We start from the raw sequence: 18,236 nt of genomic DNA on the forward strand, positions 1-18,236 counted from the left end.
GTACATTGGCTCGTCGACGGGACATGGCAGCACTGCGAGCCTCCCCTCGCCAATAGGGCGACACCTTATTCCCGATCGGCATGCCGATGCTGCTGCTGATTGTCGCGATCGCGGCATCACGTATCGCGCGATAGGCGACGATTCGAATCCCGCCACCCCGCCACTACCGCTTCGCGGTGTGCTCGTTGGAATGATCGCCTACCAGGCCTACGGCGCCATGCTTGGCGTTCGCCTCTCCGCAGGCTCACTCCAGACCGGCGACGTCGACATTGCCCAGTTCAAGAATGTCTCTGTGGCTGTGCAGGATTCCACGCCCCCTGTTCTGGACGTTCCGAAGGAAGTCGACAAATCCTTTCGTGCCGTCCCTCACGTCTCTGATGGCCGGCGCGTGACCCGCTGTGCCGCCAAAGGCGGCTTGCGCGTCGACTTTCTTACACCCCACGAGCGCAACGAGACCAGCCGCACCCAAAAGCTACCCGCCCTGAATACGGACGCACAGCCGCTGCGCTCCTGGATTTCCTGATCCGCGATCCCGAGCCCACGGTCATCCTGCACGGTCCCGGCATCTACGTGAACGTGCCGGCTCCGGCGCGCTATGCCGTCCACAAGCTCATCGTCTCCCGTCGGCGCCCGGAAGGGTTTGCAAAGCGTGACAAGGACCTGCAGCAGTCCGAGGCCTTGCTTTCGGCCCTGGCTTAACAGCGTCCCCATGAGCTGAAATCCGCTTGGACGGAAGCTCATGCGCGCGGTCCCAAATGGCGCCAGTTGATGCTCGAAGGGCTTGCCTTGATTGCGGCCTCGGTTCGGGACGCGGTGCTCAAAATCATTGGCGCCCCTCGCTCCATCATCCCGGGCATCGATCCTGCCTTCGACAATCCACCGGCTCGCTATGACGTCAGCCGCGACGTCGTGACGTTCCCGGGAAAGGAGCTTGGAGGCGTGGTCAACTGCGCAGTCAGCCGCAAGGCGCTGGACGACCATTTCGGCGTCGATGGTCTCGGACAAGGGGGCCGGGTGGAAGCGTTCCTCAAGAACAGATCGAAGATCGAGCAGATCGCGCGCCAAATACCTCTCCTCTCCGGTGGAGGAGCCCGGTGCCGTCCTGGTCAAAACCTCCGACGTCGAGAGTTTTGCGCGACGAGCCCCCAAACGAAAGTAAGTCTCCCGTCATCGTCCAATTCCGCGCTTGAATCAAATTGGCCAGTTGGGTGCTCCTGCCGATCAACGGAGTGCACACACACGTCAGCATGTGTCCTGCTGCTCGTCACTTTTGTTGGCACTAATCTTCCTGCGCCGTTTCTGCCGACTGCTCGCTCTCTCCGAAAGCAGCGAGACCGCGCGTAAATTGGTTTCCGCTTCGGGGAGCTGTAACCCTCACGCGCTCAGACGTCGCGTCAGCGAAAATATCTGCTGACGGTTTCGTCATAGCTAGGTTGTCGAGGTGCCCGGCGATTGGACGCGCCGGATGCTGCCGCCCTGGCGGCTGGCTCTGAGTGCAGCGAGGCCGCGGCCGGCCGACCAACGAGCGCCGGCATAGGCGCCTCCGGCGGCGGCCGTGGCATTGGCGATCATTGGGTTTGTGACCAGTCGGCTTGCCAGAGACGCTCCTCCCCCGGCAAGACCGCCTGCGATGGTCGGCAATTGAAGGGAGATGTATCCTGACAGACCAAGCACGGCACTGATAGCGACCGCACTAACCACCATCTCGCCCGCCGTACCCGCGTTTGCCGCGAATCTGTCGATAAAGCCGCTGACGGTGGTCAGCATCAGCCCAACGAGAGCGACCACCAGGACTAACAGGATCACGAAATTGGCTACCTGTCGAAGCCAGGCTTCCGTAAACGGGCGTGTTGCCTCAAATAGTCCAAGCGCGATGAAGAGCGGACCGAGTGCGATTACGACGCCTAGGCCTACTTTGGCGTAGAGCAGAATGGCAAATTGCAGGAACGACCCGACGGCCACGAAGACCAGCAGAATGGCCGCGATGAGCGCGGGGCCGACGTTGGTCAACCCAGCCTGCTCATAGATCTTGTTAGCGACGTCAATTCCTTTAGACAGGAGCTGGTCGAACGGAGCTCCGGAGCTGGTGTTCAGTCCTGAGCCCGCCAGCACATTGCCAATCTCCTTTGGCAAGGAATCAAAGAACAGGCCAGTGACGTATTGCTGAAATGCGCTGGAATTAGTCGCCAGCAACACGACGACCACGATCCGCATCGCCCGCCAGGCAAACTCCATGATCGGCTCGGAGATCGCGCCGCGCATCACGGCAAACCCGTAGAGAATGACGTAGAGCGTCACGGCGGTACGAAGTGGACCGTCGATGTAGGAGGCGAGGTTCGAAACCGAGGTCGACACGAATGCCGTGATCGGCTGCTCGAACTCCTTTAGGAAGCTGTCGAAGACGTTTACAGTCATCGCGGCGGTCCTGACTTGAGGGCGTCTTTCATTTCTTGAATGGTGTTCTTGTTGCGGGCTTCATTCGCGTTGATGCAGTCAGGCGTCGTCCCGAGCGCTCCGGGATTGTCGCGGCACGCCTTGAGGGTGGTCGCAAGCTCATCTCGATACTAAAAACCAGCTTACGGTTTTGGCTTGCTGACCTTTGTCGGCGTCCTTGCAGCCCGTAAGAGCCGTGCTGACGGTGAGGAGAAGAATGGCAAGTCTCGTCTTCATTGCAGGGCTGCCTTCATTTCGTCGATCAGCTGTCTCTGCTTCTCCCGCTCCCGCTGTCCATCCATGTCCGTGCGGGCCTGCTGGATCATCGCCAGGCCCTGCATTCGGAGCACGTCGTTTTGCAGCAGCGCCTGTTCGGCCTGCAGTCGCGCCGACAGATCAAGGATCTCCTTGGCGTCCGTCGCCGAGCTGATGCGAGCCCTGAGCTCCTCAAGCGCATCGATGCGCTGCGAGGCCGTGTCGTACACCGCCTGGCCCATGGAGTGCTTCGCGCCCGTCTGCCGGGCGATCCTGTCGAGCTCGCTCTGGTAGTACGAGTTGCCGCTGTTGCCGGCATACACGCGGTTCTGCGAAAGATAGTGGTTGATGGCCTCGGCAAAATTGCCGCCACCCTGCCCCGCGACGAGACGTTCGATATCCGAGAATTGTTGGGGCAGCACCTTGCGGAACTGCGGCATGTTCAGGAGCGCACCGATTTCGTTGGCGTTCGTCCGCGTATTGAAGCTGTCATAGAGCTGTTTGGCCTGGCTCAATTGATCCTGTGCGACCTTGAGCTGCGACGTCAGCGTGTCGACTTGCTTCTTCAGCTCCGTCAGTTGCTCAAATTGGCGCGCATATACGCTCGGATCGAATACGATTTCAGCCCTGGCGGGCGAGACCATTATGAGGGTCATCATTAACACGGACGTGAGAACCCTCTGCATAGGCTGAACAATCATCGTGCTTTCCTCCGCTCCGCATGAAATACCGGCAGCCATTGCGCAGGGTCGTCGCCGACCCGCTGCCGAATGTGGTCGAGCAGCTCGACGGTTTCCGTGCGTCCCGACAAGACGGCGAGCGCGTCGTCGAAACCGCCGAGGTCGAGTTCCGCCACCACCGAGTTATGGCCTTGCTTGACCAGGAACCGCCGGCTTTCAGGAGAGAGCTCCTCTTTGATCAGACGGAATTCCGTGTCGGTCAGGTGGAAGCCATCGACATAGTCCGAGCGTGTTCCCCGCGCGTTCGGCAGAAAGATCTGGGTCGGGCATTGCTCGACGATGGTGTGCGCGATCGGCGAGGCCAGCGCGTCGCGCGGCGACTGCGTCCCGAACACCATGACACCGTTCTGCTTGCGGATGGTTTTCAGCTTGTTGTTGGCGAGGTCGCGAAACGCCTCATCTCCAAGCGCCTTCCAGAACTCGTCGATGTCGATAATCAGGCGTCGGCCGTCGATCAACCGCTCCACGCGATGGAGCAGATACATCATCAACGGTGTGCGCACCGTAGGATGATCCAGGAGGTCCGTCATGTCGAAACCCATGAACCTGGCATCAAGGCCGATGGCGTCGTGACCGCCATCGAGCACCCAGCCGAAAGGGGCGCCCCGGCACCATCGCTCGAGCCGCGCGCCAATGCCCTCGCGATCCTGCTGGCCGAGGAAGGCCCGTAGCGTCCCGAACGATCGCTCCGATTGCCGCAACTGACCGAGTGCTCGCAGCCCGGCATCGATGCGTTCCTCCTCGACCACGGTCAGCGGGCGATTGTCGGGGGTGACGAGTTTCCGGATGAGTTCGCCCAGGAAGGAAAGGTTCGCAGGTGTCAGCTCCAGCGCCTTGAGCGGCGCGCAGCCGGTCGGGACCCCGTTGTGGAGTGTCAGATAGGTGCCACCGGCGGCGCGCACGAAAATCTCGGCGCCCCGGTCCTTGTCGAAGAAGACGTAGGACGCACCTAACCGCTCGGCCTGCGACAGCAGGAAGTTCTGTACGACGGTCTTACCGGACCCCGAGGGGCCACAGATGAAGGTGTTGTCGAGATCGCCGTGATGAAAGGAGAAATAGAAGGGCGAGCCGGACGCTGTCTTGAGCATCGCTACCGCCGGTCCCCAATGGTTGCCCGCAGGTTGGCCGGTCGGATAGGTGTGGAACGGCGAGAATGCCGCGAAATTTCGTGAGTCGATCGCGCCTGTGCGTGCCCGGTATTTGAAAAGCCCGGGAAGCTGGGCCCAATAGGCTGCCTCAAGTCCGAGATCTTCTCGTGCGACCACGGCACCCGTATCGGCCAGGACCTGCCGGGCCACACTCATGTGCTCCTGCAGCTGGGAAGGCGTATTGGCGTAGACCAGCAGCGAGAGGTGATGGTCTCCAAGCACGAAGCGGTTGGATTCGAGATCGTCGAGCGCGTCAGAGAGCTCGTCGATTTGTGAGGCAGCCGGATCCTGGGCCGAGACCAGTTGGTTTTGCTTGCGCGTCAGCACCGTCTTGGCGTCAGCCTTCGTTAAAAATGCGAATGATTGCGTGGCGATGAGCTCAAACGGCGCCGAAAGTAGCGCGTTTAGCAGGCCAGGCTTGGTGGACGCCGGATATTCCTTCAGCCCGAACATGCCAGCGAAGCGCGATCCACCAGCCCCACGGATCTCGAGAGCTTCGCGGCCGAAGATGACACGATTTGAATAGAGCGCGGGCCCAACCGGCCCTTGCGGCAACGGCATCGGCATCCATTCCCCGGAGGCGACAGCGTGGAGCAGCTCCAACGGCTCTGAGAAAGTGATGCCGTCCCGCTCAATCAATCCCGCCGCACGGGCGCCGTAACGGTCGAGCGCCGCGATGATATCTCGCGTTGCATCGTTAAGACGCTTCAGGGTCGCGCTGTCGACCTCGGCGGAATTTGCGGCGCTTCGGCTGAGCCGCCGAAAGAACGCAGCCGCCGTATCGGCTGCCGCACGGCCGGGGTGACAAACCAGGGTCAGATAGAGATCGTTGCGAAACAGCGCTTCCTTGCTAAGCCGTTCGCGATATTGTGCGTCGAGTGCCGCTGCAAAGGTCGACCGGAAGCCGCCGCCGGGATAGACGGACGTCCGGCGGCGCACCAGGTGGCTCCAGAGCGCGAGCTGCGGATCCGCAACATTGCGCAAGGTTAGATTCAGCTTTGCATGTAGATCGTTCAGATCCGAAGTCTCGGCGGTCTCGAACGAAGTGCCCTCAATCCGGATGACCGTGAGCAGGGCTCGAGTTGTGAGACTGATCACCCTGTCGGTGACATGCCGGCCGAACGGCAGGTAGACATCGGGCTCGATCTCCCGGGTCTTAAGCGCCCTGTTACGCATTACCGAGGTCCCTTGTTCGATGACGCCGCAGGAGTTTGAGCGGCGTGCAGGACGAGCCGCCCCAGAAGGTAGTATTGCGTGCGCGCCCTCGGGTTTCGATCCAGGCGAGCAGGATCCGGAACATGTTCGGATCGTGCCGGCAGATGATGCGGCAAAGCGCATGGATCGGAATCGCGACCAGGCCATAGACGACACTCCCGGCCACCAGGAATAGGATGCAGGAGAACATCACGTTGAGCGCCATGGCCTCCATGGTTACGCCGGCAACCATGGCAGGCCGCGTACAGGCGAGGAACAAGGTGTCCTCCGTGAGGCGCGCGGCCTCGCTCATCAATGACCCCCGGTCAACGTCGAGACCACCTCGGAGGCGCCGAAGGTGATGGCGACGCCGAGCACGACATAGGCCGCCTTGCGCAGATCGAGATAGCCGAACATCCAGGCGATACCGACAATGATGACCGCGAGCGTCGCCAGCAGCCGCGCGACGTTGCCGGTCAACATGTTGACGATGTTCTGCAGCACGCCTTCGATGTTCGCGGTCTGCGCCAGGGCCGGCTCAACAAAGGCGATGCTGAGCACGGCCCCCATGAAAAGAAGGGCAGCGGAGTGTTTAAGAGGAGAAGTCATGGCACGGCTCCGGTTGGCACCGCATCCGGACCCAGCCCGGACCACGGTATTGATTTGAGGTGGAAAAACGGGGCTTCTCATCGCTCGTAAACAAAGGCAGACGTGCCTAGTCCCGAGCGATAGACGTCCCAGCGTGGGCGCTCGCTAGCAGAGGCTGCGGATCGATTGATTGTCGTGTCGCCGGTGGGACGGTCACGGCGGGTGGTCGCCATTGGCTGGATACCAGGTTCGGTGGCTTGTCTGGGAGCTTTGGACGCAAAGCTCGCGACAACCTCGGCAATCGCCTGGTCGTGATCTGCGCTTTTCATGCTCGCAGCTTGCAGGCGCGTGTCGAATAATCTGCCAACGCCAGCTATGTGCTGGCATGCATCGAATGTACTGGCAGCGGTCAGCCCGGCCTTCTTTGTTTCCTCAGCATCAAGTTGGGCGAGACCGGTGCGGACATGCTGGCCGCCAGCGATGGCCTCGGTTGCGAGGTGGATGGCTTCGTCACGGTCGATCGCCTGAATCGGAATCGGTTTGCGCCCCTCAATCGTGATGAGCAGCGGCTCGAAGGAGCTCGCCTGCCGCACTATGGCAGTCAGCGGCCGAGCCATTGCGGTCGGGGCGCATCGTTCGAGCAGAGCCGAGAATGCAGCGGGATCCATGGTGAGAGCCTTTTGTCAGGGGCTGAGGACGTTCGATGTTAGGCAGCGATAGCCAGGCTTGATGGCGCCTCAATTGCACACCCAGAAATCTGACCGGCGGCTCGGATCGCGCCGAGAGCCTCATCGGAAATGGGCAACAGACCGGCGACGGCTTTGGTTGAGCCGATTTGGCGAGGCATGCCGAGGCGATCGAGATGCCATCCGGCCCGGCGCAGGATGCGCTCCATGCGTAAATCGGTGACGGTTGGGATGGCCTGAAGATCGCGCTGCTGGCCCCACTCGATCATTGCTGCAAACAGCAGGAACGTCGCCTTGCGCAGACCATTCTCAGCCGTTGCAGTAACAGTCTGTGTGTCGACGCAAAAGCGCGAACTCTCCCAAATCGTGGTCGCCCTCGGCGCCGGGTTGCCATCCAGCAATACTGGAAACGTATCGGCAAGCATGTTGCGACCAGTGGTCGGCAGCAGGCGAACACAACCAATAACGTTGGTCTGCTCGAGCAACATGAGATAAATCGGCCTGACGGTGTCGTACTGATCGATCTCCAATCCGTTTGAAACAGAGACGTCCCAGTCAAGGCGATCTTTGAATACGCGCCCTCGCAGGCGATGCATTCCCAGCGTTAGTTCGGAGTCATGCAGGTGTGCCGCAGGGCTACGCACAATGACCTTCATTCTTAACCTCAAACTGACGAATCACAGCTTCGAGATCAAGAAAGCAGTCACGTTCACGGCCTTGCACTGTCAGTTCTGACAGGCCGCTATGGATCTGTTGGGTCCAAACCGTAGTCACAAGGCGCGATTATCGGCCAGCACTTTGGAAGCTGTATAAACACGTGATGATTTATCAGCACAACGAATGGAATTCCCTTGCTTCTACGAAGGGAGAGAAATTGTCGCTGCGAGTAGGTCGCGCAGATGTTGTGTCAAACTCCGCATGCTCGCGTTTGCGCTGTGGTTCTTAGAGCGGTGTCGTGCCGCAAAGCTGCCGCAAGGTCACAATACACGATCACACGTAAAACGCGAAACATTAGACTTATTCGCGTTGGGAGACCCGAGAAGTGACTGAAGTGGCGCAATGAAACATATCAAAAGAGCGTGCGATGAATTTGTCGATTGTCTGCACGCTGTCCATACGGAAGATGATTTTCGGCGTGTTGCGGAGCGCGCCGCTCATTCTCTGGGGTTTCGGTGGTTCGCTTATTTTGGGCAGCGCGCGAATGACCCCCATCTGATCTCATCCTATCCGAAGAGCTGGACCAGCCATTATTTTCGGGAAGGATATCAGAACATAGATCCCGTTCTTCAGGAGCCGCGAAACATGAGCCGTGTGTTCCTGTGGGACGGATTGGAGGCGCGAGGCGCAAAGTCTGCGAAGGAGCGCCGTCTGTTTGGCGACGCGCTGAGCTTCAAAATCAGGACTGGCGTAACCATTCGGATACCCTCGAGCCAAAACCGGTTCGCGGCGTTCACGCTAGCGGTGGACGAGCACAGCCTTGGACTCGATCGCTTCATTGAGACCTCGCAGGACATATTGGAAATGGTGGGGCGCACCTTTCATGCACATGTGAACGCCGCCAAATTCGGCCACCTGATCCCAGTGGGGCAACAGGAATCTGCGCTAACGCAGCGCGAGCGGCAGTGTCTCGGTTGGATTTCTGACGGCAAGACAATGCGCGATGTAGCGCAGCTACTTGGCATCAAGTCGCGAGGAGTAAAGTTTCGTCTGGACAATGCCAGGCAAAATCTTGCTGCATCAACCCTTCCGCATGCCGTGGCCCTTGCCCTTCGACGGGGATTACTCCCATGAGATTAGAACAGACATCCGGCTTGGCAAGGGTGCCCAGGATCGACGCATTCCTGGCGGGAATTGTTCTTCGGCGCGATCGGAGCTCCTTTGTAAACTAGAATGCTGTCTAGCTCCTGCGCGCCTGTGGCGATCGGGCAAGCGACGGCTGTGGCAGCGATAGACCGAAATTCCCGCCGCCTCATGATCCCAAGGCTCAGAGACTACGGGATCATAGCGAGTCAGCTATTCGTTCTGGAAGGGCTAATGTCCGCTTATGGGGTCACTAGCGGCGGTCGCGGCAAGCCCGCTCTAACCCGGTTCATGGCCGATAGCCGACAACCCCATGGGGCCGAACGATGAGGTCGCTACGGCTCAAGGCACACCTTGCATGCTTCGAGATGGCCGCCCAATGGTGAGGGCCTGCCTCAGGCGGAAAGTTCACCCGTAGATTTCCCCGTGTCTGTAATTGCGGTCGCTGCCTAACTGGTGCGGTCGATGGGTGGCCGATCATCAAGGAGCCCCCCGCCGAGCCCATGCCAGTGGATACGGGTGAGCGGTGGCCACAGGTCCGACAGTGCGTCTACTAGGACAGCATTGGCCCATCGCTCAATCCAGAATTTAAGGCCAAGGCGCACTTTGTGCTTCCGCGAACCTGAGGCGATTTAACCGGTCGTGCGTGGTGTTACTTCTTTTCTTGGGGAAGCGGCTCTTGAGTCGTGCGGCGTAGGAGTGTGCCGAAAGGCGACGGTAGATTTGCTATCGCATGCTCCAACTCAGTAGCGATGGCCCGGTAGCGCACGAGCAGTCTCGCATATAGGTCGCGCTTAGTCTGATTTTTTGCAACAATCTGCAGTCTCTCGCATTCAGCGATTTGCGCGCGGAGCAAGTCTAGTTGGGCTTGCATTTCCTTCATGGCGCCGAGTTGATATTCTTGCGACACGGAGGTCAATGCGGAAAGTACACAAAGCGAAGGTCCGCCGGTCGGGGCCTCATAACCTCAGCAGCCTGACAACAGGCTGTTCGGCTACGCGTCCAGTCTGTCCGAGGGTGGCAGGGTCACTTTGAATGCTGCAAAGCCCCTCGGGCCAGCCTTGGCCCCTAGGGGCTGGAGGGGACAAATGCGAGGCCAAGGCGGTCCGACGGCTGCGCTCAAGGAGCGCCATGCGATTGGAGGCTAGTCCCGTCGGCAAGATTGCTGTGTTCACTTGTGGCCCGAGGCAGGCATTTGTAATGTTCCTGCATTGGAACATCGAGACCGCAGATGAAAGACATGCAGGCTCGGCTGGAGAAGCTAAAGCGAGACGCTGCTGAGTGCGCCCTTATTCGCGACTTGGCAAGCGATCCCAAGAAGCGCAAGTTGTTTGCCAGATTGGCCGAACAACTTGCTGTGCTCGCAGCGGCAGTAGAGCAACATCAGTGAGAGCACAGGTAGCGAAATCGCTCCTGATCTGGCGCCAAGGCCGTAGAGCAGCCCCTCCAGCTCTTGGCCGATTGCATCAAGCTCCCTCCGTATTCAGGCCGCGAATGCCTACTTTTCCCGCATGCTTTCATTTGAGTTTTGTCTGCCGACGAAGGGCATTGCAGTCCCGGACGGTCCCGATTGGCTCCACGAAGTAAAATACGACGGCTATCGCCTCCGATTGGAGCGCGATGGCGACCGCGTGCGCCTAATCACGCGCGGCGGCTACAATTGGGCGAGCCGTTATTCATGGATCGTCGAGGCGGCGCGTAAAGTCCGCCAGAAGCAGTTCGTGCTCGACGGCGAGGCTGTGGTGCTGGGCGTCGATGGCATCTCAGATTTCAACGCACTGCATTCTCGCAAGCACGATCACGAGGTGCAGTTCTGCGCCTTCGATATTTTTGCTGAAGGCGGTGACGACCTCCGGATGCTGCCCTTATCGACGCGGAAGACAAATTTGGGGCGCTTGCTCGCGCGTCGTCCTGAGGTGTCTTCATCAATCCCTTCGAACGCGGCGAGCTTGGGTCTGATCTATTCCGCCCCGCTTGCAACATGGGCCTTGAGGGATTGGTGTCAGATGGGTCGGAGAACGTGCTGGGTCAAGGTGAAAAACCGATGTCACCCGGCGATGGATCGCGGCGACATGTTTTGACCGATGCCATTCAGTCTCGCTCACGCGTCGCTCCTTGTCGTGCGAGCCCAAAGTATTACCCCCTAATCTTCCTTAGGTTGCTCCTGGCTGCGGTTGCACGTCACGTAATCTCGGGGTCGGGTTGATGATGATTTTCTCCTGATCTGCATGCTGAGGCTGCATGAGCGTCAAAGCCATGATGGCGGCCATCCTTCAAGACCAGATGATAGCGCGCGGCGTGAACTCCCTATCGCCTTCCGATTATGAACAGATCGTCGAATTGCTGATCGAACAGATCAGAAAGCTGGAGCTTAGCTTTGGCTGCGCGAGAAATAACGGAGAAGCACGAGCCGCAATGATGCCGGCGCGATGTCTTTATGTGTTACTCAGATTTCGTCTGTGCCGCGATCTCTTTGACCTTTTATCAACGTTCTTTCGAATTCCGATCGGAGATACCGCTATTTTTTGCGCATGGCGCGTCGCGCGAAAGCAATGGAATAAAGTCAACAACTGACAGCATCCTGAAAGGGAACGCGAACCAGAAATTCCAAGGCTGCCTGTTCGCTCTCATTGAGCTAATGGCGCTGTATTCCTGAAAGTAGGACGACAGCTCAAGGTGAGCTAGTGCTCCCAATATTCTGCTTCGGCGAGGAGCTTCCAGTTGTTCATGCTGTTGTACGCGGCCTGTTGAGGGCACAGCGAACCCATCGCGCGCAAGCGTCGTACCTTCTCCACTGCGAACCACCTTCGGGCTTGTTCTTCGCAAGCCATTGTTTGTGTCGGATTGAAAGTCTCGCAGATTAAAATGACGGGTGAAAGTCCGGTGTTTGACTGGTTTAAATGACAGCGTTTCTTTTCAACGGGCGTCTTATTTTTAGAAACCGGCTGATTGCATCCAACGCTTCGATCAACGTTGGCGCGCTGGTGAGGCGGTAAGCGTGGCCTGCGAGGCGGCATCGTGATCACAACAAACACAACGTTGATCAGCAGCCATAGCCCGAGCACTAGGAGGACAGTCCGCACCCGAACCTCCCGAAAAAATTAATATAGGGCGCTCCACATTTCGCGCGAAGGATTTGCTCAACCTGAGTTCTTCGCAGTTTGACGCACAACCGACGTTAGGAAAGCTGCGGCTATCCAAGGAGGGGGCAATTCCTCATGACGCCGAGGGGGCAGTCTTCCATGGCGCGCGACGGATGTGACACGCATCACGTCCGATCGCAGTCCGGTCGAACATAGGCACCGCGGCTGCCGCAGCCAGTCACATTGGGAAATGTACGGGCGCCGGTTCATGCTGGCGGGCGTATCACCTGGGAAATTTACGGGTGTCTACCGTGATCGGATGGCAAGCCGCTGATTGACTCGCTCGAAGTCGGGCCGAGCAAAACACCAGTCGGCGCATGTTTGTTTGGCTCAACGTTTCAGTTCGTACCGGCGAATCTCGTTGAGGGGTGTCAGGCAATAATCCCGATACAGGTCTTCAATAAGTGCCCACATGACCCTAATTCCCGTTGTCGATCGAGGCGGTTTGTTTCTGGTATGCTTCCTGAGTCACGAAAATGGCGTCGTCGGGGCCCGCCGATTTACGCTGGCGGGCCTTTCTTTCGATCGCGCAGCTCAGCGCTGATGTCCCAGACCAATTCCAAGGTTGCGCGCTTTCTGCCTCAATGATCCCTCAGACCGCTTCATCAGCCTCGAAAGCTTTGCCACTGGTGTCCGGGCTTTGGAGTGTGCCTTGAGCAGCTTGACGTCGTCCTTCGTGTACTCTTTGCGCTTGCTCTTCGTCTTCTTCGCCACTTGATGTTCTCCAACGTGATCATGCGCGGGGTTAAAACGGTCATGCAAACGCGTCAAGCAGAGGTGGGCTCTCTTACCCATCAAAGCTTGTGACCCCTGCCTCCCAATCTCCGCTGAAGTGGGATGCCGGCTCCGATTTCGCTTCGATCAGGAACGAATTGCATCAATCACGTGAGCGATCAAAATCGCTGCACCCGCAGCCATCACAATGACGAAAATCCAAGTAATGATTGCGTCCATTCGCTGACTGAACGCGCCGATCCATGCATAGTCAAAAACGATCGTGCCGCATCACGCAGTTTCAGCTCCGGCTGAGGATTCGCGGCAACAAGAGCGCTCGGTATCGGCCCTATCGCCCGAATGCCAAGATGAGCGGCAGGCCGAAAGCTCCACCTCGTGAAGAGGGTGGGGCGTCACTGACTGCGCGTTGCTACCCCTTCCATCCTAAGGTCATACGCAGGCTCGGGCGATGAATCACATTATGCTACCGGCCTGAAACAAACCTAGGCAATAGCGCAGTTCCTCGTGAATGTAGCACCTCGGTTACAGCATTCGCGCATGGTCGCTGCTAGGCATCTGCAATCCAGAGGAGGTCCAGCGTGTCAACAGATGGTGCTCAAAGCCCCTATCGGGACGAAAGCCGCGCCAAGATTTTGCCAGCCTACAGCGGTCTCCACCTTCGTCCCTCTAGTCTCAATGATAGGAAGTTGGAAAAAGCGGCGGATGGTTCCACTGACCATTACTTTCCGGAGAAGTGGAGTTGGGGGCCGCCGAGGTCATCCAAGTTTTGGTAGAAATCCCACGCCCGCCACGAAGCAACCTTGCCGTCGCATCTGAAATGAAAGGGGCGGCCGTAGCAGCGCTTGCGCAACTGGACGACGGCACCCCGTGCTCGCGCTGTGTTGCATAGAGAGCCCGCGCGGCGACACGGCCAACGACGGGGCGCACCGGCATCCAGGTCGGCGTTTCTTTTGGGAAGAGTGACGTTGGGCGTGGGCAAGAGATCTCAATGAGCCGCCGCTAGCAGCCCGGATTTTTGTTCTGATCGGTACTTTTTTATTGTGGCAGGAGCGAGCTTTGCCTCGCTGAACTGGCCGCCTTCCTTATCGCGCGTGCGAGACACCGCGGACGGGCACGTGATCAACCTGGTCTCCCTCTATTCAGCAGCCAAGTCAGAGAGGCCCCGGCCTAACGATTCATCCGACCCAGGCGGCAGCACGCCGGCTACGTCCGGAACGGATTTCTCTTGGTGACGTTAAATTCGCTGAGAGGAGGAAATACAATGATCAACCTGAAGCTCTTAGCTGCCGCTGCGGCGGTGGCGACCTTGGTGGCTGCTCCCGCGGAAGCGCGAGTCGTGCACCATCGAGGCCACTATTACGGCCATCACTATGGCGTCGGTCCCGTCGGTGCTGCCGCTGGCCTCGCTGGCGCGGCTATCGGAACGGCTGGCGCTATCGCGACTGCACCGTTCCGAGGATCCTACGCGTACGACCGCGGCTACTATGATCGTCCCTATGGGTACGGCGAGCCCTATTACGAGCGCCGCGGCTATTACGGACCTGAGTGGTAGCAAAACGAAGCGCGAGAGCGTCTCGTTTGTTCAAGGCCCCGGACAGCAGCCTGTCCGGGGCTTTTCAAGTCCACAGAGCGACAAGGGCCTTGCTTAGCGACCGACTTGGATGGGAACGTCAGGTTTCAAGGCAGCACGCTCTGGCAAGGTCTTCCTGAGGTCACAACGATACGTAGGTCGGGATCAATAAGCGCGCGACGTGCGCGATTTCACCCCGGTCGTTGGGCCAATCAGGTGGACATCAGTAATGAGCACTGCTGCGTGATGAACCTTGAGCACCATCGTTGCGCTATCGGCATCCTCGAACTGGAGTACTTCGAAGCCACTCTCCTCCAGAAGAATTGCGATCATCTCGCGCTGAATTGGATCGTCTTCGACGACCATTACAATCGCAGGAAACGGAGTGGACTGGACTGGCCCATGGCAAACCCCCGGCGAGTTTAACCCGGGTTAGCCTCTGCTCAGCGGAATAATTCGGAGTTCCGAAAACGGAAACGAGCTCTGGTCCTGCGGGAGTTCAGGCGCGCACAGTCGCTGCTACAAAAGCAGCAGCCGTCCCGAACGCATCACTTGTCTTTGTCGCTAATAGGGATCGCTCTGAGAGGCGCGGGCCTATTCGCTCTCGGCGTGGGCGCGTCGACCACCAAACTATCAAGCTCAAGGTTAGGCGCGGCCTTGATCACCAAGTCCTTCGGGACACCGTCCCCGGGCTCGTACCAGGGCGCTTTTTCAATTGCACCGCCCTCAATCAACTGTCCGATTTCCGGTCCCGTCAGCGGGACTAGGCTTCCGTTTTCGTTCTTGTAGAGCTGAGGGCAAAAATAGAGTGCGTGTATCCGTGGATCGTATCCATCTATGACAAGGAAATACTGCGGCTTGCCGAACAGTCTGCGTTTCTTTACGAGCTTTCGCTGCTGCGTAGTCAGTGCCACCCGGAGCTTGTCACGTAGCCGCCCAACAATGGTGGCGGCTTCCAAGAGGACAAGCCAATCTCTCGTTTCAGCGTTGTCCGCGTGAACAGGAACTAGAGTGCCGCGCTCTCTGCCAAAGATGCCCATGAAGCCAGATTACCGAGACGCCCCGTAACGTCGACCGGCGGCAGAGCTGGGTTGAAATGGTTTTCAGCAGCACTTTGGACTGCGCGCGTCATGCACCCTAGCCCCATGGCGGACATGCGCGGTGATTGCCTCGAATGAGCTAGGAGGGCCACGGCGGCCTCCTACGTCCGATAGAGAGCTATGCCAGATCAGCCTCGACGCCGGTGATCCGCTTTGCGTCAGCGACCCATTCGGCGTCGCTGGCACGACCCAAGCTCACCCATTCCTCGTCAGTTTTGCTTTTGCGCCATTGGATCAGTTGGGCGCCGTCGTTCCCTGTCGGATTGCGAAGCTTCGAACTCTTGCCATCGACGATGTCTGACACGGTCTTTGCGACATCGAATGGCGAAGTCGGGTTCTTCAGCGACGCCGTGAAGTAAGCGACCATTCTTCTTATTGGCGAGAAATATGGATTGTCCGACGGCGGGACGGGTCTGGGTTTAGTTGTCATTGGCGTAGCGATCACGCCCGGCTCGACCATCGCCACTCTCACGTTGAACGGGCTCAGTTCTTGCGCAAGGCATTCGGTCAATCCTTCCAAGGCCCACTTTGATGCCGCGTATGGACCTTGTGGAGACATGCCAAGCTGCCCGGCAACTGAAGTGATATCGACGATGCAACCGTTCTTCTCTTGCCGCATCGCAGGAACGACAGCCTTGATGCACCTGAGAGCGCCGAAGAAGTTTGTTTCCATTATCTGGCGAAAGACACTAATCGGGACCAATTCGATCGGGCCACCGCCGGAAATGCCGGCATTGTTTACAAGTACGTCGATATGGCCGCACTCGGCCAAGATCCTCTTGAAGGTATCATCGACCGAGCTGTCGTTATCGACATCAAGCTGAGCAAAATTTATTGGAAGCTTCTCTTTGGATGCGATCTCTCGAAGCTCGCCCCCACGAGCTAGATTTCGCATCCCGGCAAATACGGTGTGCCCGCCACGCGCCAGCGTGACCGCTGTCGCTAGTCCAATTCCGCTACTCGTTCCCGTAACGACTGCAATGCCCATTTGAATATACCTCCTTCGCAATTGGCGGCCTTAAAGGAGGCCGCTCGGGCCATCATTCACGGTTGGGCACGAACGGTCAATGAGACGACCACCGACGGTGGATATCGTCGGCACACCTTTCTTGACGAGCGTTGTGCGCTTCATGGTCTTTCCCGTTGAGCAGGCGTTCTTGCACAACAGCTCTAGCCACGTCAGGGCCATTGAGAAGCTTTGCAACGTAGCTGATTGCAACATCAATCCGCATCTAGGCGTTAGTCGCGCGCAGGCACCGGCTTCGACGTGATGGTCGCCGCCGGAAGCGGCGTGCGCGTCAACTCGGAAGACGCTAACGGCGTGAAATCTGGGCTCTGGTCGTTGCCGACCCGTATGCCGGAATAGGCGACGAGCCCGTCAGCGGTAGCAACTGCGTCGCCGGAGCGTAACGAGCCGTCCATCGCGAGATCGACTGACGCAAGACCGGCGGGATTGTGGCCGTTGCAGGTGCAATCGGCTCGCAGCGCCTTCCGATAAGCAAAGGCGTTTTCGCTATCGGCGTATCGTTCGCCGGTTGAGGTATAGGCTCTGTCGATGCTGGAGCCGAAGAACACTTTGGTCGGGCTTGCCGGACAGAAGGCTTGGCACATCTGCGCCGGCAAGGCCGCGCCGCGCATCAGCGGAAAATATTTGCCGTCGCAGCTGCGCACGCAGAAGGCAGGTCCCGTGCTTACGACGACGGGCCTAGGTGGTAGTGATTGCGGATTGTTGTTGAAAGACGAGGTCTGCTGCTGTTGCTTCTGGCCGCCACCGAAAAAGAAATCAAGCAAGCCTTCGGCCGCACTCATTTCGGGCGTCAGCGCCACGGGACCAACGATGGCAACAGCAACAAGCATGCGGCGCAGCTTGCGCTGAAAGGACAATTCGGAACGCATCGCTTGCTCCACCGGACGCAACGAACTCTCTTCACTACTGAGGGCGCTTGCGTCAAACGTGGATACGAAACGCGCTCTAAGCTGGGCGGAGAAGGGGAAAGAAATAGGCGAGTGGGCACGGCAAGCGCCACATTCCGGCCTTATGGAACGCCGACAGAGCCGTGATCCCCCGGAGTTCGCGCCGCGTTAAAACCGACCGAAGTCCGGTGCGGGTCAAAGGCTGCCCTTGGCAGCCAGCATGCGCTTGGTCGGCTCATCTCTCTCGTAAGCGGACATCGCGCGCACTGGACTGACAACCATAGCCATAGGCGCAAGCTCGCCATAGTAGCAGGGCGAGGCCAAAGCGGCTCCAACGACGGCTCCAGCGCTAAGCCAAGGCCAGCGCCTCCCCAGCCAATCGCCGTGCCCCACCCGCCGCCTTGTCCACCCGCAAAACAGGCGGATACCTGCCTACAAGCCGCCATCAATCTGAATAAATATTCAGAGTTCGTTCAGGTTTTTGGGGGGAAAGGATGAATCGTATTGCGGCCGGGTTGGCGGCTTTGCTCCTGACAATCAGCATGTCGCACGTCAATGCTACAGTGCGTATTACGCACGATCCCGGGGGGCTTATCGGAAAATATGTGGAGAAATATCAGCAGCTCGCCTCTGCGGGCGAGTCGGTCATCATCGACGGTCTGTGTGCGTCCGCATGTACGATTGTGCTTAGCGCGGTGCCCACAGAGAGAATATGCGTGACATCTCGGGCAGCGCTGGGCTTTCATGCGGCCTGGAACTATGGCCAGGACGGCCGCATCTCTACCGACAGTGAAGCTACAATGATGCTCTATTCCGGTTATCCAGGACCGGTACGCCAGTGGATCGCGAGCCGAGGCGGATTGAAACGGCACATCATGTTCCTACAGGGTAAGCTTTTGCACTCGATGTATCGCTCGTGTTGATCTCGAG

The 18,236-nt window shown here is 58.6% G+C and carries 21 protein-coding genes and 1 pseudogene; 8 read left to right on the forward strand and 14 right to left on the reverse strand.

Annotated elements, in window-relative coordinates:
• The first annotated feature begins 217 nt into the window (after positions 1–217).
• Positions 218–523, forward strand: coding sequence for a GSU2403 family nucleotidyltransferase fold protein (locus tag BM222_RS43415; protein WP_502690938.1), 306 nt, complete (start codon positions 218–220; stop codon positions 521–523).
• 245 nt (positions 524–768) lie between these two features.
• A complete protein-coding gene (locus tag BM222_RS43420; protein ID WP_092235406.1) occupies positions 769–1,344 on the forward strand; it encodes a DUF1488 family protein in 576 nt (191 codons plus the stop codon).
• A gap of 84 nt (positions 1,345–1,428) precedes the next feature.
• Here BM222_RS43420 and BM222_RS28230 read toward each other — a convergent pair whose 3' ends face one another.
• The 8 genes and pseudogenes from BM222_RS28230 to BM222_RS28265 form a co-directional block, all read right to left on the reverse strand.
• Complete coding sequence (locus tag BM222_RS28230) at positions 1,429–2,415, reverse strand: TrbL/VirB6 family protein (RefSeq protein ID WP_092235409.1); 987 nt, start codon at positions 2,413–2,415, stop codon at positions 1,429–1,431.
• Positions 2,412–2,513: pseudogene (locus BM222_RS42300) on the reverse strand (hypothetical protein); the annotation flags it as partial. The gene BM222_RS28230 and the pseudogene BM222_RS42300, both read right to left, overlap by 4 nt.
• Before the next feature lie 153 nt (positions 2,514–2,666).
• Complete coding sequence (locus BM222_RS28240; RefSeq protein ID WP_244547273.1) at positions 2,667–3,332, reverse strand: TrbJ/VirB5 family protein; 666 nt, start codon at positions 3,330–3,332, stop codon at positions 2,667–2,669.
• Between the two features lie 53 nt (positions 3,333–3,385).
• Complete coding sequence (locus BM222_RS28245; RefSeq protein WP_092235415.1) at positions 3,386–5,752, reverse strand: VirB4 family type IV secretion/conjugal transfer ATPase; 2,367 nt, start codon at positions 5,750–5,752, stop codon at positions 3,386–3,388.
• A complete protein-coding gene (locus BM222_RS28250; RefSeq protein WP_092235418.1) occupies positions 5,745–6,083 on the reverse strand; it encodes a VirB3 family type IV secretion system protein in 339 nt (112 codons plus the stop codon). The genes BM222_RS28245 and BM222_RS28250 overlap by 8 nt, the downstream gene beginning before the upstream one ends.
• Entirely contained in the window at positions 6,083–6,379 is a 297-nt protein-coding gene (locus tag BM222_RS28255; RefSeq protein WP_092235421.1) for a TrbC/VirB2 family protein, read from the reverse strand. The genes BM222_RS28250 and BM222_RS28255 overlap by 1 nt, the downstream gene beginning before the upstream one ends.
• Positions 6,380–6,456: 77 nt before the next feature.
• Positions 6,457–7,026, reverse strand: coding sequence for a lysozyme family protein (locus tag BM222_RS28260; RefSeq protein ID WP_092235424.1), 570 nt, complete (start codon positions 7,024–7,026; stop codon positions 6,457–6,459).
• Positions 7,027–7,064: 38 nt separating this feature from the next.
• Positions 7,065–7,700: an acyl-homoserine-lactone synthase gene (locus BM222_RS28265; RefSeq protein ID WP_092235427.1), complete on the reverse strand. Its 636-nt coding sequence runs from the start codon at positions 7,698–7,700 to the stop codon at positions 7,065–7,067.
• A gap of 403 nt (positions 7,701–8,103) precedes the next feature.
• On the opposite strand from BM222_RS28265, the gene BM222_RS28270 reads away from it, so the two are divergent.
• The 4 genes from BM222_RS28270 to BM222_RS41360 all read left to right on the forward strand — a co-directional run bounded on the left by BM222_RS28270 (position 8,104) and on the right by BM222_RS41360 (position 11,418).
• Positions 8,104–8,835 (forward strand): autoinducer binding domain-containing protein, encoded by a 732-nt coding sequence (locus tag BM222_RS28270; protein ID WP_092235430.1) that lies wholly within the window; start codon positions 8,104–8,106, stop codon positions 8,833–8,835.
• Positions 8,836–10,075: 1,240 nt separating this feature from the next.
• Positions 10,076–10,234, forward strand: coding sequence for a hypothetical protein (locus tag BM222_RS41355; protein WP_177243518.1), 159 nt, complete (start codon positions 10,076–10,078; stop codon positions 10,232–10,234).
• Positions 10,235–10,355: 121 nt separating this feature from the next.
• Entirely contained in the window at positions 10,356–10,925 is a 570-nt protein-coding gene (locus BM222_RS28280) for an ATP-dependent DNA ligase (RefSeq protein WP_349509877.1), read from the forward strand.
• A 160-nt stretch (positions 10,926–11,085) separates the two neighbouring features.
• A complete protein-coding gene (locus BM222_RS41360) occupies positions 11,086–11,418 on the forward strand; it encodes a hypothetical protein (protein ID WP_177243514.1) in 333 nt (110 codons plus the stop codon).
• A 107-nt stretch (positions 11,419–11,525) separates the two neighbouring features.
• Here BM222_RS41360 and BM222_RS28285 read toward each other — a convergent pair whose 3' ends face one another.
• Both BM222_RS28285 and BM222_RS28290 read right to left on the reverse strand, forming a co-directional pair.
• Positions 11,526–11,927 carry a hypothetical protein gene (locus BM222_RS28285; RefSeq protein WP_092235436.1) on the reverse strand — a complete coding sequence of 134 codons (402 nt, stop codon included), beginning with the start codon at positions 11,925–11,927 and terminating at the stop codon, positions 11,526–11,528.
• 594 nt (positions 11,928–12,521) lie between these two features.
• On the reverse strand, positions 12,522–12,701 hold the full coding sequence (locus BM222_RS28290) for a hypothetical protein (RefSeq protein ID WP_092235592.1): 180 nt from the start codon (positions 12,699–12,701) through the stop codon (positions 12,522–12,524).
• Positions 12,702–13,983: 1,282 nt separating this feature from the next.
• On the opposite strand from BM222_RS28290, the gene BM222_RS40320 reads away from it, so the two are divergent.
• Positions 13,984–14,274 carry a hypothetical protein gene (locus BM222_RS40320; protein ID WP_143106070.1) on the forward strand — a complete coding sequence of 97 codons (291 nt, stop codon included), beginning with the start codon at positions 13,984–13,986 and terminating at the stop codon, positions 14,272–14,274.
• Positions 14,275–14,457: 183 nt separating this feature from the next.
• Here BM222_RS40320 and BM222_RS28300 read toward each other — a convergent pair whose 3' ends face one another.
• From BM222_RS28300 to BM222_RS28315, 4 genes are all read right to left on the reverse strand, one after another.
• Positions 14,458–14,658, reverse strand: a complete 201-nt coding sequence (locus tag BM222_RS28300; protein ID WP_092235441.1) for a response regulator — start codon at positions 14,656–14,658, stop codon at positions 14,458–14,460.
• A gap of 182 nt (positions 14,659–14,840) precedes the next feature.
• Entirely contained in the window at positions 14,841–15,332 is a 492-nt protein-coding gene (locus BM222_RS28305; protein WP_092235444.1) for a hypothetical protein, read from the reverse strand.
• A 178-nt stretch (positions 15,333–15,510) separates the two neighbouring features.
• On the reverse strand, positions 15,511–16,380 hold the full coding sequence (locus BM222_RS28310; RefSeq protein WP_092235447.1) for an SDR family NAD(P)-dependent oxidoreductase: 870 nt from the start codon (positions 16,378–16,380) through the stop codon (positions 15,511–15,513).
• A gap of 251 nt (positions 16,381–16,631) precedes the next feature.
• Positions 16,632–17,288, reverse strand: a complete 657-nt coding sequence (locus tag BM222_RS28315) for a DUF2865 domain-containing protein (RefSeq protein WP_177243519.1) — start codon at positions 17,286–17,288, stop codon at positions 16,632–16,634.
• A gap of 512 nt (positions 17,289–17,800) precedes the next feature.
• Between BM222_RS28315 and BM222_RS28320 the strand changes: the two genes are divergently transcribed.
• Positions 17,801–18,229 (forward strand): hypothetical protein, encoded by a 429-nt coding sequence (locus tag BM222_RS28320; RefSeq protein ID WP_092235450.1) that lies wholly within the window; start codon positions 17,801–17,803, stop codon positions 18,227–18,229.
• Positions 18,230–18,236 lie beyond the last annotated feature (7 nt).

It is taken from the genome of Bradyrhizobium sp. Gha (assembly GCF_900113735.1).
Taxonomy (GTDB): Bacteria; Pseudomonadota; Alphaproteobacteria; order Rhizobiales; family Xanthobacteraceae; genus Bradyrhizobium.

Bases quoted from the DNA above. Each gene is read 5' to 3' on its own strand.
- BM222_RS28305 (WP_092235444.1), bottom strand. From the start codon at position 15,332: ATGGGCATCTTTGGCAGAGAGCGCGGCACTCTAGTTCCTGTTCACGCG.
- BM222_RS28240 (WP_244547273.1), bottom strand. From the start codon at position 3,332: ATGGTCTCGCCCGCCAGGGCTGAAATCGTATTCGATCCGAGCGTATAT.
- BM222_RS43415 (WP_502690938.1), top strand. From the start codon at position 218: ATGCTTGGCGTTCGCCTCTCCGCAGGCTCACTCCAGACCGGCGACGTC.
- BM222_RS28270 (WP_092235430.1), top strand. From the start codon at position 8,104: ATGAAACATATCAAAAGAGCGTGCGATGAATTTGTCGATTGTCTGCAC.
- BM222_RS41360 (WP_177243514.1), top strand. From the start codon at position 11,086: ATGAGCGTCAAAGCCATGATGGCGGCCATCCTTCAAGACCAGATGATA.
- BM222_RS28280 (WP_349509877.1), top strand. From the start codon at position 10,356: ATGCTTTCATTTGAGTTTTGTCTGCCGACGAAGGGCATTGCAGTCCCG.
- BM222_RS28310 (WP_092235447.1), bottom strand. From the start codon at position 16,380: ATGGGCATTGCAGTCGTTACGGGAACGAGTAGCGGAATTGGACTAGCG.
- BM222_RS28300 (WP_092235441.1), bottom strand. From the start codon at position 14,658: ATGGTCGTCGAAGACGATCCAATTCAGCGCGAGATGATCGCAATTCTT.
- BM222_RS28245 (WP_092235415.1), bottom strand. From the start codon at position 5,752: ATGCGTAACAGGGCGCTTAAGACCCGGGAGATCGAGCCCGATGTCTAC.
- BM222_RS28230 (WP_092235409.1), bottom strand. From the start codon at position 2,415: ATGACTGTAAACGTCTTCGACAGCTTCCTAAAGGAGTTCGAGCAGCCG.
- BM222_RS41355 (WP_177243518.1), top strand. From the start codon at position 10,076: ATGAAAGACATGCAGGCTCGGCTGGAGAAGCTAAAGCGAGACGCTGCT.
- BM222_RS28320 (WP_092235450.1), top strand. From the start codon at position 17,801: ATGAATCGTATTGCGGCCGGGTTGGCGGCTTTGCTCCTGACAATCAGC.
- BM222_RS28265 (WP_092235427.1), bottom strand. From the start codon at position 7,700: ATGAAGGTCATTGTGCGTAGCCCTGCGGCACACCTGCATGACTCCGAA.
- BM222_RS28315 (WP_177243519.1), bottom strand. From the start codon at position 17,288: ATGCGTTCCGAATTGTCCTTTCAGCGCAAGCTGCGCCGCATGCTTGTT.
- BM222_RS28250 (WP_092235418.1), bottom strand. From the start codon at position 6,083: ATGAGCGAGGCCGCGCGCCTCACGGAGGACACCTTGTTCCTCGCCTGT.
- BM222_RS40320 (WP_143106070.1), top strand. From the start codon at position 13,984: ATGATCAACCTGAAGCTCTTAGCTGCCGCTGCGGCGGTGGCGACCTTG.
- BM222_RS43420 (WP_092235406.1), top strand. From the start codon at position 769: ATGCTCGAAGGGCTTGCCTTGATTGCGGCCTCGGTTCGGGACGCGGTG.
- BM222_RS28260 (WP_092235424.1), bottom strand. From the start codon at position 7,026: ATGGATCCCGCTGCATTCTCGGCTCTGCTCGAACGATGCGCCCCGACC.
- BM222_RS28255 (WP_092235421.1), bottom strand. From the start codon at position 6,379: ATGACTTCTCCTCTTAAACACTCCGCTGCCCTTCTTTTCATGGGGGCC.